The organism is Streptomyces sp. NPDC052396, from assembly GCF_044593195.1.
Taxonomy (GTDB): domain Bacteria; phylum Actinomycetota; class Actinomycetes; order Streptomycetales; family Streptomycetaceae; genus Streptomyces.
Genome location: NZ_JBIUAW010000004.1, coordinates 326,314 through 341,469, shown reverse-complemented (window position 1 = coordinate 341,469; position 15,156 = coordinate 326,314). Strand labels below are relative to the sequence as shown.

The 15,156-nt window shown below is 71.5% G+C and carries 15 protein-coding genes; 6 read left to right on the top strand and 9 right to left on the bottom strand.

Features of this window, described 5'->3' with window-relative positions; translation table 11 throughout:
- Nucleotides 1–9: 9 nt before the first annotated feature.
- A complete protein-coding gene (locus tag ACIHFE_RS12915) occupies nucleotides 10–1,119 on the top strand; it encodes a P1 family peptidase (RefSeq protein ID WP_400105892.1) in 1,110 nt (369 codons plus the stop codon).
- A 77-nt stretch (nucleotides 1,120–1,196) separates the two neighbouring features.
- Here ACIHFE_RS12915 and ACIHFE_RS12910 read toward each other — a convergent pair whose 3' ends face one another.
- Both ACIHFE_RS12910 and ACIHFE_RS12905 read right to left on the bottom strand, forming a co-directional pair.
- On the bottom strand, nucleotides 1,197–2,162 hold the full coding sequence (locus tag ACIHFE_RS12910) for a transporter (RefSeq protein WP_400105891.1): 966 nt from the start codon (nucleotides 2,160–2,162) through the stop codon (nucleotides 1,197–1,199).
- Entirely contained in the window at nucleotides 2,159–3,067 is a 909-nt protein-coding gene (locus ACIHFE_RS12905) for an ABC transporter ATP-binding protein (RefSeq protein WP_400105890.1), read from the bottom strand. Before ACIHFE_RS12905 ends, ACIHFE_RS12910 begins: the two co-directional genes overlap by 4 nt.
- 248 nt (nucleotides 3,068–3,315) lie before the next feature.
- Between ACIHFE_RS12905 and ACIHFE_RS12900 the strand changes: the two genes are divergently transcribed.
- Nucleotides 3,316–3,912: a GNAT family N-acetyltransferase gene (locus ACIHFE_RS12900; protein ID WP_400106070.1), complete on the top strand. Its 597-nt coding sequence runs from the start codon at nucleotides 3,316–3,318 to the stop codon at nucleotides 3,910–3,912.
- 30 nt (nucleotides 3,913–3,942) lie between these two features.
- Here ACIHFE_RS12900 and ACIHFE_RS12895 read toward each other — a convergent pair whose 3' ends face one another.
- The 3 genes from ACIHFE_RS12895 to ACIHFE_RS12885 form a co-directional block, all read right to left on the bottom strand.
- A complete protein-coding gene (locus tag ACIHFE_RS12895) occupies nucleotides 3,943–5,193 on the bottom strand; it encodes an RNA polymerase sigma factor (RefSeq protein WP_400105889.1) in 1,251 nt (416 codons plus the stop codon).
- Nucleotides 5,190–5,552, bottom strand: a complete 363-nt coding sequence (locus ACIHFE_RS12890; RefSeq protein WP_400105888.1) for a YciI family protein — start codon at nucleotides 5,550–5,552, stop codon at nucleotides 5,190–5,192. The genes ACIHFE_RS12895 and ACIHFE_RS12890 overlap by 4 nt, the downstream gene beginning before the upstream one ends.
- Nucleotides 5,553–5,667: 115 nt before the next feature.
- Nucleotides 5,668–7,104, bottom strand: a complete 1,437-nt coding sequence (locus ACIHFE_RS12885) for an MFS transporter (protein WP_400106069.1) — start codon at nucleotides 7,102–7,104, stop codon at nucleotides 5,668–5,670.
- Nucleotides 7,105–7,279: 175 nt separating this feature from the next.
- Between ACIHFE_RS12885 and ACIHFE_RS12880 the strand changes: the two genes are divergently transcribed.
- Nucleotides 7,280–8,281, top strand: coding sequence for a helix-turn-helix transcriptional regulator (locus ACIHFE_RS12880; protein ID WP_400105887.1), 1,002 nt, complete (start codon nucleotides 7,280–7,282; stop codon nucleotides 8,279–8,281).
- Between the two features lie 12 nt (nucleotides 8,282–8,293).
- Here the strand turns inward: ACIHFE_RS12880 and ACIHFE_RS12875 are convergent, their stop codons facing one another.
- Nucleotides 8,294–9,295, bottom strand: coding sequence for a sigma-70 family RNA polymerase sigma factor (locus ACIHFE_RS12875; RefSeq protein ID WP_400105886.1), 1,002 nt, complete (start codon nucleotides 9,293–9,295; stop codon nucleotides 8,294–8,296).
- A 373-nt stretch (nucleotides 9,296–9,668) separates the two neighbouring features.
- Between ACIHFE_RS12875 and ACIHFE_RS12870 the strand changes: the two genes are divergently transcribed.
- Both ACIHFE_RS12870 and ACIHFE_RS12865 read left to right on the top strand, forming a co-directional pair.
- A complete protein-coding gene (locus tag ACIHFE_RS12870) occupies nucleotides 9,669–10,124 on the top strand; it encodes a hypothetical protein (protein WP_400105885.1) in 456 nt (151 codons plus the stop codon).
- 66 nt (nucleotides 10,125–10,190) lie between these two features.
- A complete protein-coding gene (locus tag ACIHFE_RS12865) occupies nucleotides 10,191–11,249 on the top strand; it encodes a questin oxidase family protein (RefSeq protein ID WP_400105884.1) in 1,059 nt (352 codons plus the stop codon).
- Between the two features lie 9 nt (nucleotides 11,250–11,258).
- Here the strand turns inward: ACIHFE_RS12865 and ACIHFE_RS12860 are convergent, their stop codons facing one another.
- On the bottom strand, nucleotides 11,259–12,035 hold the full coding sequence (locus ACIHFE_RS12860; protein WP_400105883.1) for a dioxygenase: 777 nt from the start codon (nucleotides 12,033–12,035) through the stop codon (nucleotides 11,259–11,261).
- A 112-nt stretch (nucleotides 12,036–12,147) separates the two neighbouring features.
- On the opposite strand from ACIHFE_RS12860, the gene ACIHFE_RS12855 reads away from it, so the two are divergent.
- Nucleotides 12,148–12,654 (top strand): MarR family winged helix-turn-helix transcriptional regulator, encoded by a 507-nt coding sequence (locus ACIHFE_RS12855; RefSeq protein WP_400105882.1) that lies wholly within the window; start codon nucleotides 12,148–12,150, stop codon nucleotides 12,652–12,654.
- A gap of 95 nt (nucleotides 12,655–12,749) precedes the next feature.
- On the opposite strand, the gene ACIHFE_RS12850 is transcribed toward ACIHFE_RS12855, so the two are convergent.
- Both ACIHFE_RS12850 and ACIHFE_RS12845 read right to left on the bottom strand, forming a co-directional pair.
- Nucleotides 12,750–14,255, bottom strand: a complete 1,506-nt coding sequence (locus ACIHFE_RS12850) for an MFS transporter (RefSeq protein WP_400105881.1) — start codon at nucleotides 14,253–14,255, stop codon at nucleotides 12,750–12,752.
- A gap of 106 nt (nucleotides 14,256–14,361) precedes the next feature.
- Entirely contained in the window at nucleotides 14,362–14,991 is a 630-nt protein-coding gene (locus ACIHFE_RS12845) for a TetR/AcrR family transcriptional regulator (protein ID WP_400105880.1), read from the bottom strand.
- Nucleotides 14,992–15,156 lie beyond the last annotated feature (165 nt).

Below are 15,156 nucleotides of genomic sequence, written 5' to 3'. Positions count from 1 at the left end.
CATGACGCCATGACTGACGCTCCTCGCACCGGACCCCTGGACGCCCTCACCGATGTCCCCGGCCTGCGGGTCGGGCACGCCCGGCTGGACGGTGCACGCGCGCTGTCCGGCACCACCGTGGTCCTCACCGAACCGGGCGGCGCCACCACCGCCGTGGACGTACGCGGCGGCGGCCCCGGCACCCGGGAGACCGATGCGCTGGACCCGCGCAATCTGGTGCAGCGGGTGGAGGCGCTGGTGCTCACCGGCGGCAGCGCCTTCGGTCTGGAGGCGGCCGCCGGGGTGATGGCCTGGCTGGAGGAGGCCGGCCGGGGCGTACGGGTCGGACCGGATCCGGGCCAGGTGGTGCCGGTGGTCCCCGCCGCCGCCCTGTTCGACCTGGGCCGGGGCGGCGACTGGCGGGCCCGGCCGGATGCCGCGCTGGGCCGCCGGGCGGCCGAGGCGGCGGCCGCCGCCCCGCTCGGCGCGCCCGTCGCACAGGGCAATGTGGGCGCCGGCACCGGTGCCGCGGCGGGCGGGCTCAAGGGTGGCATCGGCACCGCCAGCCTGGTGCTGCCCTCCGGGGTGACGGTCGCCGCGCTGGCCGCGGTCAACGCGGCCGGTTCGGTGGCCGACCCTCGAACCGGCGCACTCTATGGGCGACTTCACTCCGGTGAGCGGATCGCCTACCCCGACCCCGGCCGTCATGCCACCGCCCAGCGCGCTCTGGCCGCCGCCCGCGAGGAGTCCGCCCGGCGGTTCGCCGTCTCGGTCCGGCCGCCGCTGAACACCACCCTCGCCATCGTCGCCACCGACGCCGCGCTCACCCGGGCCCAGGCGCAGAAGCTGGCCGGTACGGCGCACGACGGTCTGGCCCGTGCGGTACGCCCGGTCCATCTGCTCACCGATGGCGACACCGTCTTCGCCCTGGCCACCGGGGCCCGGCCGCTGGACCCCGAGGAGGGGCTGCCGGAAGGGGTGGACTACGCCCTGGGCGCGGTCAACGAGATCCTGGCCGCCGGGGCGGATGTGCTGACCCGCGCCGTGGTCAAGGGCGTCCTGGCGGCGGAGGGCGTCGACGGCCCCGGCGGCGTCTTCCCCTCCTACCGGGACCTCTATGGAGACACCTGCGAAGGCTGAACCTGCGAAGACCGACCCCGGCGCCGGCAGATCCCGGCGCCAGCAGATCCCGGCGATGGCGCGCTTCACCAGCGGCCTCAGACCAGCCGGCGCCGCAGTGTCAGGCCCACCGCCGCCACCAGCGCCACCGCCAGTCCCAGATAGATCGCCGTCTCGATCCACTGGAAGACCCAGAAGTCCCCACTGGGATAGACCTTGTGATAGCGGGCGACAAAGCCATGGTCCGCCATGCACCGCTTGAGGTCCGCCCCGGACAACTGGCAGTACCGGTTGCTGGAGTACTCGCGCCCGGCTCCGTCCAGATAGCCGAATTGCCCGGTCGACCAGGCGCTTCCCACCGGTGTCCTGGGCGTCGTCCCCGGTGTGGCCCGGCGGGTGGGCGAAATCCAGTCCGGGCGGACGACGTCGAGCAGCACCCGTACCCCCACGACCACCGCGAGGGTGCACCCCATCGCCGCCATCGTCCGCCGGAACAGCAGTCCCGCCGCCGTGCCGGCGGCCAGTCCGAACAGCGCGCAGGCCACCGCCGCCGGACCGGTGGCGTTGAACAGGAACCCGTCGTGCCAGTACAGCCCGTCCAGCATGTTGGCGATCGGCGCCCACCACCAGGCCACCAGCGCGGCCAGGGCCGCGGCGCCGAGCGCCGTGCACCCCGCCGCCAGGGTGAACCGGCTGGTGAACCAGCCGCGTACGCCCACTCCTTGGGTGAGCGCCAGCTTGACCGTGCCGCTCTCCAGTTCCCGTCCGATCAGCGGCGCTCCCCAGAAGATGCCGATGATCACCGGCAGGGCCGCGCTGAGCGCGCCCAGGGCGCGGATGGCGTCGGTGTTGTCCCGCAGCACCCGCTCGGCGAGATCCACATCGGTGCGGGGGCACTCCGAGGCGTCCCACCCCTTGCAGATCACCAGGTGGTGGTCGTGGATGACCGCCATCATGTCCGCCCGCCGCCAGGCCACCCAGGCCGCGCAGACCAGCAGCGCGATGGTGCCGGCGAGGATCAGGGTGCGCTGCTGGCGCCAGGCCAGCCAGTAGGCGCCCTTCACGCCGCCGCCCCGGCGGGGGAACGGTCGGCGGGCGCACGCAGATATGCCAGCAACAGCTCTTCCAGGGTGGGGTGTTCGGCGATCAGCCGCCCCGGCGGCGTCCATCCGGGCGCCACCCGCACCAGGGCGGTCACCTGGCGTCCGGTGACGGTGGACTCCACCACGGCGGACCGGTCCACGCCCTCGGGCAGCCCGTCGCCCATGGCCTCCTCGGCCCGTCCCGTGAGCCGCAGATGCCCGTCGATCAGCTGCTGCGCGTCCCCCTCCAGGCGCACCCGCCCCTGCCGTAGCAGCAGCACCTGGTCGCAGACGCTCTCCAGCTCGCTGAGGATGTGCGAGGACAGCACCACGGTCACCCCGCGCTCGGCCACCTCGGCCATCACCAGGCCCATGATCTCGTGCCGTGCCAGTGGGTCGAGACTGGACAACGGCTCGTCCAGCAGCAGCAGTTCGGGCCGCTTGCCGAAGGCCAGCGCCAGCGCGATCCGGGTGCACTGTCCCGGGGAGAGCGTGCCGACCTGGGCGGCCGGCGAGATGTTCCCGGCGCGCACGATCTCCTCGGCGCCGGCCCGGTCGAAGTCGCGGTTGAGCTCCCGGCCGAAGCGGAGGGTGTCGGCGACCGTGAAGCGCGGATAGAGCGGCTTGTCCTGGGCCAGGAAGGCCACCCGCTGCCGCGCGGCCTCGGTGCCGGGCCGCTCGCCGCATACCCGCAGCTCCCCGCCGGTCGGCTGGAGCAGCCCGGTGGCCAGGTGCAACAAGGTGCTCTTGCCCGCACCGTTGGGGCCGACGAGTCCGGTGATCCTGCCCGCCGGGACGGTGAATTCGCAGTCACGCAGCGCCCAGCCGCCCCGGAACCTGCGTCCGAGCCGGGTGGCCGTCAGGGCTGCCGGGGCAGTCGTGATCATCTCCACCTGCTTTCACTAACGTCTTAGTGGAATGATGCGGACACGGAACCCACCCCGTCAAATTCCCGCCCCTGCCAACGCCTGCTCTTCAGCCGCAGGACCACCACGGTTCCCCCGGCCGCCACCGCCAGGACTCGGCCGCCGCCGATGTTGGACGCGCCCCACGAGGCTTGGCCAGCGGCACTTTTGCACTAGCCCAAAACCTCTTGTCATCTAGTGCGAAGCGACCTTAACTTTCAGCCATGCTCATCACAGCCACACCGCCCTCCCGCTCAACCACCCTCACCGGCCGCCATGTTCGGCTGGAGCCCCTGGCGCACTCCCATGTGCCGGACCTGTTCCAGGCGGTCCGCGGTGACGAGGAGGTGTGGCGCTGGGTCTCCGCGCTGATGCCGCACACCGAGGAGGAGATGCACGCCGTCATCGACGCCCGGCTGGACAACCCCGACCGCGTCCCCTTCGCCGTCATCCAGCTGGCGACCGGCCGCTGTGTGGGCGTGACCTGCTATGCCGACATCAGCGCGCGGGACGAGTCGCTGGAGATAGGCGGCACCTTCTACGGCCGCGCGGTCTGGCGCACGGCGGTCAACACCGAGGCCAAGCTGCTGCTGCTCACCCACGCCTTCGAGGAGCTCGGCATGGGCCGCGTCCAGTGGTGCGCCGACCGCCGCAATGAGCGCTCCCGCACCGCGATCCTGCGCCTGGGCGCCACCTACGAAGGCACCTTCCGCCGCGACCGGCGCCGCCCGGACGGCACCTGGCGGGACACCGTGCAGTTCGCGATGCTGCGCGAGGAGTGGCCGGCGGCCAAGGAGCGGCTGACGGAGCGGCTGCTGCGGGGGTGAGCGCGCCTGGTCCGCAAGTCGGGGCGGTGCCTACGCCCGCGGAGCGGACATCCGGGACGCCCGTGCCATCAGATGGCGCCGCTCCGGCGCGCTGGTGGTGCGCCGGGCGGCCTCCCGGTACGCCTCCGCCGCCGCATCGCGGTCGCCGAGCATCTCCAGGAAGTGGGCCCGGGTGGCCGGCAGCCGGTGCTGGGCGGCCAGCCGTGGCTCGGCGGCTTCCAGGGCGGCCAGCAGGTCGAGGCCGGCGGCGGGCCCATGCACCATGGCGACCGCGACCGCCCGGTTGAGGGTGACGATCCCGCTCGGCGCGACCCGCTCCAACAGGCCGTACAGGGCCAGTACTTGCGGCCAGTCGGTGGCCTCGGCCCGCTCCGCCTCGTCATGCACGGCGGCGATGGCGGCCTGCAGCTGGTAGGGGCCGACCGCGCCCCGCCGCAGCGTCCGGCCGGTCAACTCCGTTCCCTCGTCGATCAGTCGGCGGTCCCAGAGCGAACGGTTCTGTTCGGCGAGCGGTATCAGTTCACCGCCGGGGCCGACCCTGGCCGGGCGGCGGGCGTCGGTGAGCAGCATCAGGGCCAGCAGGCCCGCCACTTCACAGTCCTCCGGCAGCAGGCGGTGCAGCAGCCGTGTCAGCCGGATCGCCTCGGTGGACAGGGCCGGCGTGGTCAGATCCGGCGAAGCGGTGCTGGTGTAGCCCTCGTTGAAGATCAGGTAGAGGATGTGCAGCACCTCGCCCAGCCGCTCGCGGTACGCGGCCGATGGCGCGTCCGGCTCCGGAAAGCCGGTCCGCACCACCCGCTTGGCGCGGCTGATCCGCTGGGCCATGGCCGCCTCGGGGACCAGAAAGGCCGCCGCGATCTGCGCGGTGGTCAGACCGCCCACCGCGCGCAGGGTCAGCGCGATACGGCTGGGCGCGGAGAGATCGGGGTGGCAGCAGAGGAACAGCAGGGCGAGGGAGTCGTCCCGGTCCCCGTCCGGCCCCGCGTCGGCGGGGCGGCTGAGCAGCTCCGACTGCGGGGTGGCCAGGGCGATGCGCTCCTCGCGGTGCCGCCGCGCCCGGTCGCCGCGTACCTGATCGACCAGCTTGCGGGAGGCGACGGTGAGCAGCCAGCCCCTCGGGTGGTCCGGGATCCCGTCCTCCGGCCACCGCAGCGCCGCGGCCAGCAGGGCCTCCTGGACCGCGTCCTCGGCGAGGCCGAAGTCGCCGTACCGGCGCACCAGCGCGCCGAGGACCTGCGGCGCCAGCTCGTGCAGCAGGTCCTCGACAGGGGAAACGGTCACTGGTCGGGCGCGGACTCATGCAGGATCGGCCAGACCTCGACCGGGTCCGTGTCGGCGATGGGCATCTCCGCCGCGATATGCAGCGCCCGCTCTTCGTTCTCGCAGTCGAAGACGTAGAAGCTGGCCATGTACTCCTTGGTCTCCAGGTACGGGCCGTCGGTGATCACCGGGTCGCTGCCCCGGCGGCGCACCAGCTTGGTATTGGCCGCGTCCGCCAGGCCGTAGGCGCCCAGCAGTTCCCCGGTCTCCCGGTACTTGGCGAGGTACGCCTCCTGCCGGTCAATGATGGCCGGCCACTCCTCGGCCGGGACGGCGTCCCACTTGGCCTGGTTGCCGTAGATCATCGCGAGGTACTTCATCGGGTGTCCCCTCGTTGCGGCGCGCCCCGGTGGCGCGCTGTCACCCATAAGTCGGAGCGGGACGCCGGTTCTCGACATCCCGCTCCCACATTCTTTTCGATCGCCCGACGGGCCGCTACGCGGCCACCGGAATCTCGTCCGCCACCTCGGTCCGCTCGCCCGCGTCCGCCGGGGCGGAGGACGCCTTACGAGGCAGGGCGAACATCAGGACAAGGACCAGGCACAGCACGCCCGTCACCCACCACATGCCATGGGCGTACGCGTCCGAGAACGCCTGGCCCACCCGGCCGTGGGCCACGGCGCCCTCGTCGACCGCGTCGAAGAAGACCACCGAGACCAGGCCCAGCCCGATCGCATTGCCCAGCTGCTGGGTGGTGTTGATCAGGCCGGAGGCCGAACCGGAGTGCTCGCGCGGGACCTCGGAGAGCACCGCGTCGGTGAGCGGGGCGACGATCAGGCCCATGCCGGCGCCCATCACCACCAGCGGCAGCGCCATCTGCCAGGAGGTGATGCCGGTGCCGAAGTGACGGGCCTCCCAGATGTAGAGCAGGACGCCGCACATCATGGTCAGCGCACCGGCCTGGAGCACCTTACGGCCGAAGCGGGGGACCAGCTTCTGGACGGACATTCCGGCGGCGGCGGAGACCGCCAGCGAGAACGGGACGCCGGTCAGGCCCGCGTGCAGCGCGCTCCAGCCGAGACCGATCTGCATATAGAGGGTCCAGATCAGGAAGAAGATGCCGCAGGCGATGCCGAAGGCGGTCTGCAGGGCGATGCCGGCCGCGAAGCTCTTGACCCTGAAGAGCGAGAGCTCGACCAGCGGGGAGCCGTCCCGGGCGGCCTTGCGGCGCTCATAGAGGACAAAGGCGGCGAAGACCACGGCGCTGCCCGCCATGCAGAGGTAGCCCCACAGCGGCCAGCCCAGCTCCCGGCCCTGGGTGAGCGGGTAGAGCAGCATCAGCAGACCGGAGGTGGCCAGGGCGACGCCGGCCAGGTCCAGCTTGAGCGCCTGCGGCGCCTTGGACTCGGAGATATAGCGGCGGCCCAGCAGCAGACCGGCGATGCCCACCGGCAGGTTGACCAGGAAGATCGGCCGCCACTCCAGGCCGAAGAGGTTCCACTGGGTGAGCAGGGCGCCCAGGATCGGGCCGGAGACCGCGCCCAGCCCGACGACCATGCCGAAGAGGCCGAAGACCTTGCCGCGCTCCTCCGCCGGGAAGGTGGAGTGCACGATGGCCAGCACCTGCGGGACCATCAGCGCGGCCATCCCGCCCTGGAGCACCCGGGCGGCCACCAGGAAGTGCGGATCGGCGGCGACCCCGCAGAGCATCGAGGCGAGGGTGAAGCCGGACATGCCGAGCAGGAACATCCGCCGGCGTCCGAATATGTCGCCCAGGCGGCCACCGGTGATCAGACCGGCCGCGAAGGCCAGCGCATAGCCCTCGGTGATCCACTGGAGGGTGCTGAAGGACGCGCCGATGTCCCGCTTGATGCTGGGCATGGCGATATTGACGATCGTCACATCGACCAGGTCCATAAAGGACGCGGTCATCACGACGGCGAGCGCCACCCACCGGCGGCGGTCGAGCGTCGGAGTGGTGCTCACTGAGGTCACAGGGGTACTGCCTTTCACTTCACGTCAGTTGGAGTGCTGTCTCCGGGGTGGTTCCCACGTTAGGGGCCATCTAGGACAGATCACGTCCTAGATGGCCGCCAGACTGGATGCCATGACGGACACACCCGTACGACTTCTGAATCTGCTGTCGCTTCTCCAGACCCCCCGTGAGTGGCCGGGCAGCGAGCTCGCCGAGCGGCTCGGCGTGAGCGCGCGCACGATTCGACGGGACATCGAGCGGTTGCGTGACCTCGGTTATCCCGTACAGGCAACGATGGGGGCGGTGGGCGGGTACCGGCTGGCCGCCGGGGCGGCGCTGCCACCGCTGGTGCTGGACGACGAGGAGGCGGTCGCCATCGCGGTGGGACTGCGGGCCGGTGCCGGCCACGCAGTCGATGGTATCGAAGAGGCCTCGGTACGGGCGCTGGCCAAGCTGGAGCAGGTGCTGCCCGCCCGGCTGCGCCACCGGGTGACCTCGCTGCAGGCCGCGACGGTGCCGCTGACCTGGGGGGACGGGGCCACCGTCGACCCGAAAACGCTGACTGTGATGGCCTCGGCCGCCACCGGGCGGGAACGGCTGCGGTTCGCCTACCGCACGGGCGACGGCACCGCGACCAAGCGGCTGGTGGAGCCGCACAGCCTGGTCAGCACCGGGCGGCGCTGGTACCTGGTGGCCTTTGACAACGACCGGGACGACTGGCGCACCTTCCGGGTGGACCGGGTGAGCGATCCCTTCGCCACCGGCGCCCGCTTCGAGCCGCGCGAGCTGCCGGCGGAGAACGCCGCGGACTTCGTTCGCGGTTCCACGGCCCGCAGCCAGCCGGGCTACCGGGTGGTGGCGACGGTACGGGCCCCGGCGGCCTTTGTCGCCGCCCGGCTGCCGAACCACCTGGGCGCACCACGGCCGGTCGACGAGGACAGCTGCCTGCTGGACATGGTGGCCACCGACTCCATCGAGTGGACGGCCTTCCGGCTGCTGATGCTGGACTGCGACTTCGAGGTCACCGAGCCGCCGGAGCTGGTCGACCACCTGCGGGAGCTGGGCGCCCGCATCTCCCGGGCCACACAGAAGGGCCCCGGCGCAGGGGGGGTGGCGCCGAGGCCCGGTCTATGAGGTTATGCCCTTTTAGGCCGCCGCGTCGAACCCGGTGTCATGGGCCATCTTCTTCAGCTCCAGCAGGGCGTGCTTCTCGATCTGCCGGATGCGCTCCCGGGTGAGGCCATGCTGCTTGCCGACCTCGGTCAGGGTGCGCTCCCGCCCGTCCTCGATGCCATAGCGGGCCTTGATGATCGACGCGGTGCGCTCGTCCAGGCGGCCGATCAGGCTCTCCAGCTCCTCGGTGCGGAGCAGGGCGACCACGGCCTGCTCGGGGGAGATCGCGGAGGTGTCCTCCAGCAGGTCGCCGAACTGGGTCTCGCCCTCGTCGTCCACCGACATATTGAGGCTCACCGGGTCGCGGGCCCAGTCCAGGACGTCGCCGACGCGCACGGGCGTGGTGCCCAGCTCGGCGGCGATCTCCTCGTGCTCCGGGTCACGGCCGTGCTCACGGTTGAACTCGCGCTGCACCCGGCGGATACGGCCCAGTTCCTCGACCAGGTGGACGGGCAGCCGGATGGTGCGCGACTGGTCGGCGATGGAACGGGTGATGGCCTGGCGGATCCACCAGGTGGCGTAGGTGGAGAACTTGAAGCCCTTGGTGTAGTCGAACTTCTCGACCGCCCGGACCAGGCCGGCGTTGCCCTCCTGGATCAGGTCCAGCAGCGGCAGCCCACTGCGCGGATAACGGCGGGCCACGGCGACCACCAGGCGCAGGTTGGACTTGATGAAGATGTCCTTGGCATGGGCGCCCTCGGCGGCTATCGCCTCCAGCTCCTCGCGTGAGGCGCCTGACGCCTTACCGTTCTCCAGGCCGTCGAGAATCTGCTGGGCGTAGACGCCGGCCTCGATGGTCTGGGACAGCTCGACCTCCTTGGCGGCGTCGAGCAGAGGTGTGCGCGCGATCTCGTCGAGGTACATGCCGACCAGGTCGCGGTCGGCGATCTCCCCGGCCGAGGCGCGCACGTTGCTTGCTGCCTCGTCACTGCCGGTGGGGGTGGTCCGACGACGGGCGACGGCACGGGTTGCCATGCGTGCTCCCTTGCGATGAGTGGGTCGCGGGATGATGGAAGGGACCCGGTTGGACTCGGCGGAGTCCTATGAGGCCCGTCCGAAGGAAAGAACGACCGGAATCCGGACAGAATTCCCGAGAAGCGTCTTCTTTTTTCTGATCATGCAGTACCCTGCCCCGCCGCAACCGGAGCAGAGGCCGATGGAACCGGGGGAAGTCCAGGCCGGACCGGGTCGGGCCGGCCGTCGGCGGGCCTGGATTCTTCCCTCAAGACGCCCCTTGCCGCCCTTCGGTTGCCCGCCGCAACCGGCACACCGAGTGATCGAGTTGCCCTTGGGGGGCGGGCGGGTGTGCGCTGGTGGGACAGGAGTCCGTGACCGAGAGGAGCCCGCGATGCCCGCGCACATCCTGCCCGGACGGCACACCGCGCACCCCGGCCCCGGCCCGGTGGCCCGCGACCGGCACCTGCCCGCCCGCGTCACCAGGACCGGCCCGGTGCCGGACGTCAGCCGGCCCGCCTGGCTGATCCCGGTGATCGGTGGTGTGGTGCTCGGCCTGTACACCGTCTTCCTGTCCCACAACAACGGCTTCTCCGAGGGGTCCGGCTGGCTGCTCGGCCTGGTCGCCGCGGTGATCGCGACAGGCGTCGGCTATCTGCTGGTGCGGGAGCGCAACGCGATGACCACCGAGGCCCGTGCGATCACCTTTGGCGCGCTGCTGGGCGTGAGCATCGGCTTTCTGCACAGCGTGGCCGGCGGAACCTGGCTGCGCTCCTGCGGGATCGGGCTGTTCAGCGGGATCGGGATGGGTCTGCTGTCCTACTACGTCTTCTACGAGCACGAGCACTGAGGACCTAGGGGCGTCCAGGGCGACAGACCGTTCCGGCGGCGAGGACGCCACGCCTAGCGTGCGTCCATGACCCAGCCGGAGAGCACAGCAACCCTGGACGAAGCGCTGACCCGCCTGCACACCACCGGCCCCGAACACCTGGGCAGGCTCAGCAACCACGCGCCCATGGCCGTGGAGGCGCTGGTGCGCCATGGGCAGGCGGCCGAGGTACACCACTGGCTCAACTCCTACCGGGACAAGCTGGAGGAGATGCCCGCCGCCGGCAACATCCGGGTGGACGAGGGGAATTGGCGGGCCTTCCTCGGTGATCCCCGTCATCTGGCCGACTGGATCGGCCACTTCGGCCGCTGCCTGGAAGAACGGCCCTGGCGCGAGGTGCTCGCCCAGTGGTGGCCCCGGCTGCTGCCGGGCATTCTGGGCGGCGCCACCCACCCGGTGATCCGGGTGGGCCATGCGGTACGGACCCTGCTGGCGGACGGCGAGGCCGCGCCGCGTACCGCCGAACTGGCGCAGGCCCTCGGCTACTGGGCGGCCCGCCATCTGCCGCCGGCCGCGCCGGTCACCCTCTCCGGCACCCGGGACCCCGCCCGGGCGCTGGCGGCGGTCCCGGCCGTACCCAGTCGGCGGGGCAGCGTCCTGGACCGCGTCAGCCAACTCCCCGCCACCCCGGGCTGGCCCGCCGCGGTGAGCGCGCCGCGCCCGCCCCGGGGGCCGGAGGACGCCCGGGAGCTGCTGACGGAGCTGGTGTGCGCGGCGGTCTGCCGGTACGCGGAGCGGGCGCACGGCGAACCGGTGATGCTGGTGCACGCGGCCACCGCGCCCAACGCGGTGCTGCGGACGCTGCCCGCGCTGCCCCGCGAGCTATGGGTGCCCGGCTATACGGCGGCCTGGCTGTCGAGCGCCGCGGTGACCGCCGCCTACGCCCCGGACGGACCGCTGCCCTCCGCCGCCCCGGCCCCCGGCACCGCCGAGGAGGCGTTCGAGCGGGCCGCGGCCCATGGCGACGAGCATGTGATCAAGCTGGCCGACACCGCGCTGGATGTGGCCGCGGCCGCACCGGAGCGGGCCGGCACCGCGCTGGCCGCGGTGGCCCGGGCCTGCGAGCTGGTCGAGCGGCCGGCCTGACCCCGGCCCTCAGCCGAACTGCACCGACCGCTTGGCCAGCCCCCTCCAGAAGCCGTCGATCACGCTGCGCTGGCTGCCCAGCTGGTCCTCGGCCGCGCCCAGGGCGACAAACAGCGGGGCGAAGTGCTCGGTGCGCGGGTGGGCCAGCCGGCCCGCCGGGGACTTGTGCTGGAAGTCCAGCAGCGCGTCCACGTCCCGGGCCGCCAGCGCCTCGCGGCCCCAGTGGTCGAACTCGGCCGACCAGGAGGGGATTCCGGAGTGGCGCAGGGCGGCCAGGTTGTGGGTGAAAAAGCCGCTGCCGACGATCAGCACCCCCTCCTCCCGCAGCGGGGCCAGCCGGCGGCCGGTCTCCAGCAGCCGGCGCGGGTCGAGGGTGGGCAGCGACATCTGCAGGACCGGAATATCGGCCTCGGGATACATCTCGGCCAGCGGGACATAGGCGCCGTGGTCCAGCCCGCGCTCCGGCAGGTCCTGGACCGGGGTGCCGGCCCGGCGCAGCGTCCCGCGCACCCGTTCGGCCAGCTCGGGGGCGCCCGGGGCGGGGTAGCGGACCCGGTAGTAGTGCTCCGGGAAGCCCCAGAAGTCATAGACCAGCGGGACGGTGGTGGTGGCGCCCAGCGCCAGCGGGGCCTCCTCCCAGTGCGCGGAGACCATCAGCACGGCGCGCGGCCGGGGCAGGCCGGCCGACCAGGCGGCCAGCTGTCCGGGCCACAGCGGGTCATCGGCCAGCGGCGGGGCGCCATGGGAGAGGTAGAGGACGGGCATGCGTCCGGCGGAGGTCGGCATGACACCCTCCAATTACTTGAACTCTAAAACACCTAGCTTCACATTAGGCTGAACTTATTTAAAGTTCAAGCACTGCGGAGGGTTGGGCCCCATGCGTGAAACAGTGGATGTCATGACGAACCGACCCGCGACGGACCAGCCGGATCCCCGCTGGCTCAGCGAGCAGGAGCAGGCCACCTGGCGGGCGTTCCGCCATGCCATGACGCTGCTGGAGGACCACCTCGACCGTCAGCTCCAGCGTGACGCGGGTATGCCGCACCTCTACTACGGCCTGCTGGTGGAGCTCTCCGAGGCTCCGCGCCGCCGGATGCGGATGACCGAACTGGCCCAGAGCGCCAAGATCACCCGGTCCCGGCTCTCCCATGCCATCGCCCGGCTGGAGAAGAACGGCTGGGTGCGCCGCGAGCACTGCCCCTCCGACAAGCGCGGCCAGCTGGCCGTGCTGACCGAGGAGGGCTTCCGGATGCTGAGCGAGTCCGCGCCGGGCCATGTGGCCGCGGTCCGGGCGGCCGTCTTCGACCGGCTCACCCCTGAGGAGGCCGAGCAGTTCGGCGACATCTGCGGCAAGCTGGCGACGGCCCTGCAGCCGGCCGGCGCCGATCTCCCCTGGCTGCGCTGACACTTGGCGCCACCGGGACACCACAAAGGCCCCCGCCGGACACAACTCCGGGCGGGGGCCTCGTCTTCGGGCCGTCGGGGGGGGTAACGGACCGGTCAGTGCGCCATCACCGGGACGAAGTCCTCGGCGTCCTCACCGTCACCGGAGGCGGCGGGCGAAGCGCCGCTGTCATGGCCGACGTTGATGAGCACCAGGGCGAGCAGCGCGGACAGCGTGAGGATGCCCGCCGCCCACCAGATGGCCACCTTGTAGCCGTGCACCATGGACTGGAAGACCAGTAGCTGCTTGGACGTGGCGCCCGCCAGGTGCGACTTGGCGTAGGCGGTGGTGGCGCTGGCCGCGATGGTGTTCAGCAGCGCGGTGCCGATGGCGCCGCCGACCTGCTGCGAGGTGTTGACCATCGCCGAGGCGACACCGGCGTCCCGGGCCTGCACCCCGTGCGTGGCCAGGCTCATGGCGGGCATGAAGGCCGTACCCATCCCCAGGCCCATGATCATCAGGCCGGGCAGGATCCCGGTGGTGTAGGAGGTGTCCAGGCCGATCTGGGTGAGCAGCAGCATGCCCACCGCGGCGAGGACAAAGCCCGGGGTCATCAGCCAGCGCGGGGCGACCCTGGTCATCAGCCGGGCGCCGATCTGGGTGGAACCGGTGATCATCGTGGCGATCATCGGCAGGAAGGCCAGACCGGTCTTGACCGGGCTGTATCCCCGCACCACCTGGAGGTAGTAGACCAGGAAGAGGAACAGGCCGAACATCGCGATGGAGGCCAGACCCAGCGAGGCGTAGACACCGGCGCGGTTACGGCTGGCCACCACACGCAGCGGCAGCAGCGGGGCCTTCACCCGGGCCTCGAGGGCCACAAAGGAACCCAGCAGGACCGCGGCCGCCACAAAGAGGCCGATGGTGCCGCCGGCCGTCCAGCCATTGGACTCGGCGCGGGTGAAGCCGTACACCAGGGAGACCAGGCCCAGGGTGGCCAGCACCACGCCGGGGATGTCCAGCCTGGCGGAGTTGCGGCTGCCGGGCGTCTCCCGGATGGTCGCCAGCGCACCGGCGGCGGCCACCACGGCGAAGGGGATGTTGACGAAGAAGGTCCAGCGCCAGTTGAGGTACTCGGTGAACAGGCCGCCCAGGATCAGACCGACACCACCACCGGCACCGGCGATGGCACCGAACACACCGAAGGCCTTGGCGCGTTCCTTGGCCTCGGTGAACATCACCGCCAGCAGCGACAGGGCGGACGGGGCGAGCAGCGCGCCGAAGACGCCCTGCAGGGCGCGGGCGCCCATCAGCATCGGGCCGTTGGCCGCCGCGCCACCGAGGGCGGAGGCGGCGGCGAAGCCCAGCAGGCCCGTCACAAAGGCGTTCTTACGGCCCCACAGGTCGGATATCCGGCCGCCGAAGAGCAGCAGGCCACCGAAGGCGAGGGCATAGGCGGTGATCACCCACTGGCGGTTGCCGTCCGAGATGTGCAGCGCCTTCTGCGCGGAGGGCAGCGCGATATTGACGATGGTGGCATCCAGCACGACCATCAGCTGGGCGAGGGCGATGAAGATCAGCGCTTTCCAGCGCCGGGGGTCCGGTGTGATGGTGTCTGGCATGGAAGGGCCTACCTAGCGTCGCGGGCGTGCGAGGAGAAGTCTGGGGAAGTCTGGGGTCTGGAACGGACTATGGCAGGGGGGTCCGACAACCGGCCGCGCGGGGCGGTCAGTTGTCACAGAAGTCTTCGAAGGTCGCGGCCCTCCCCGGAAGTTGGGAGCGGGCCGGCGCCAGCAGACCGTCCAGGAAGATCTGCAGATGGCGGTGGACGAACTGGTCGAAGTTCGCACAACCCCGGCCCGGCAGCGGCCGGGTGAGCTGATTGAGCGCCACCATCAGGTCACCGACCTCGATATCGGGGCGCAGCTGCCCCGAGGCGCGAGCCGCCGACAGCAGCGCCTCGATCCCCCGCACCATCCGGAGCCGGGTGTCCTCGAAGTCCGGGTGATGACGGTCGACAACGCCGTCCAGCAGCGGGCACAGCGCACCCACCTGCTCATCGGCGGCGGCGTGCACAAAGCGGCTCAGCGCTTGGAAAGCATCGGGCTCCTCGGCTCGAATCCTCTCGGCCCGGTCGGCGACGCCGGACACAACGGAGAGGACGACATGGTGGATCAACTCGCGGCGGTCCGCGAAATGCCGGTACAGCGTGGCATTGCCCACCCCGACGCGTCGAGCGATTTTGTCGAAGGAGAACTCCGCTCCCTCCTCGACCAGCACCTCGCGGGCGGCCGCCAGGATCCGCTCACGGTTGCGCTGGGCGTCCGCGCGAAGGCGCGGCTGCGGCGGGGCTGACACGACGGGCCCTCCTGAGGTCTCTGCGATCCGAGCGGTCTTGGTGGCTCTGAGCTGTCTTGGTGATCTGAGCGGTCTTGGCGACCTGAGCGATCCGGGTGATCCGGGTGATCCGGGTGATCCTCGCCCGGGAACCGGGGATGATCACCCCGTTTTTTGTGGGACGCA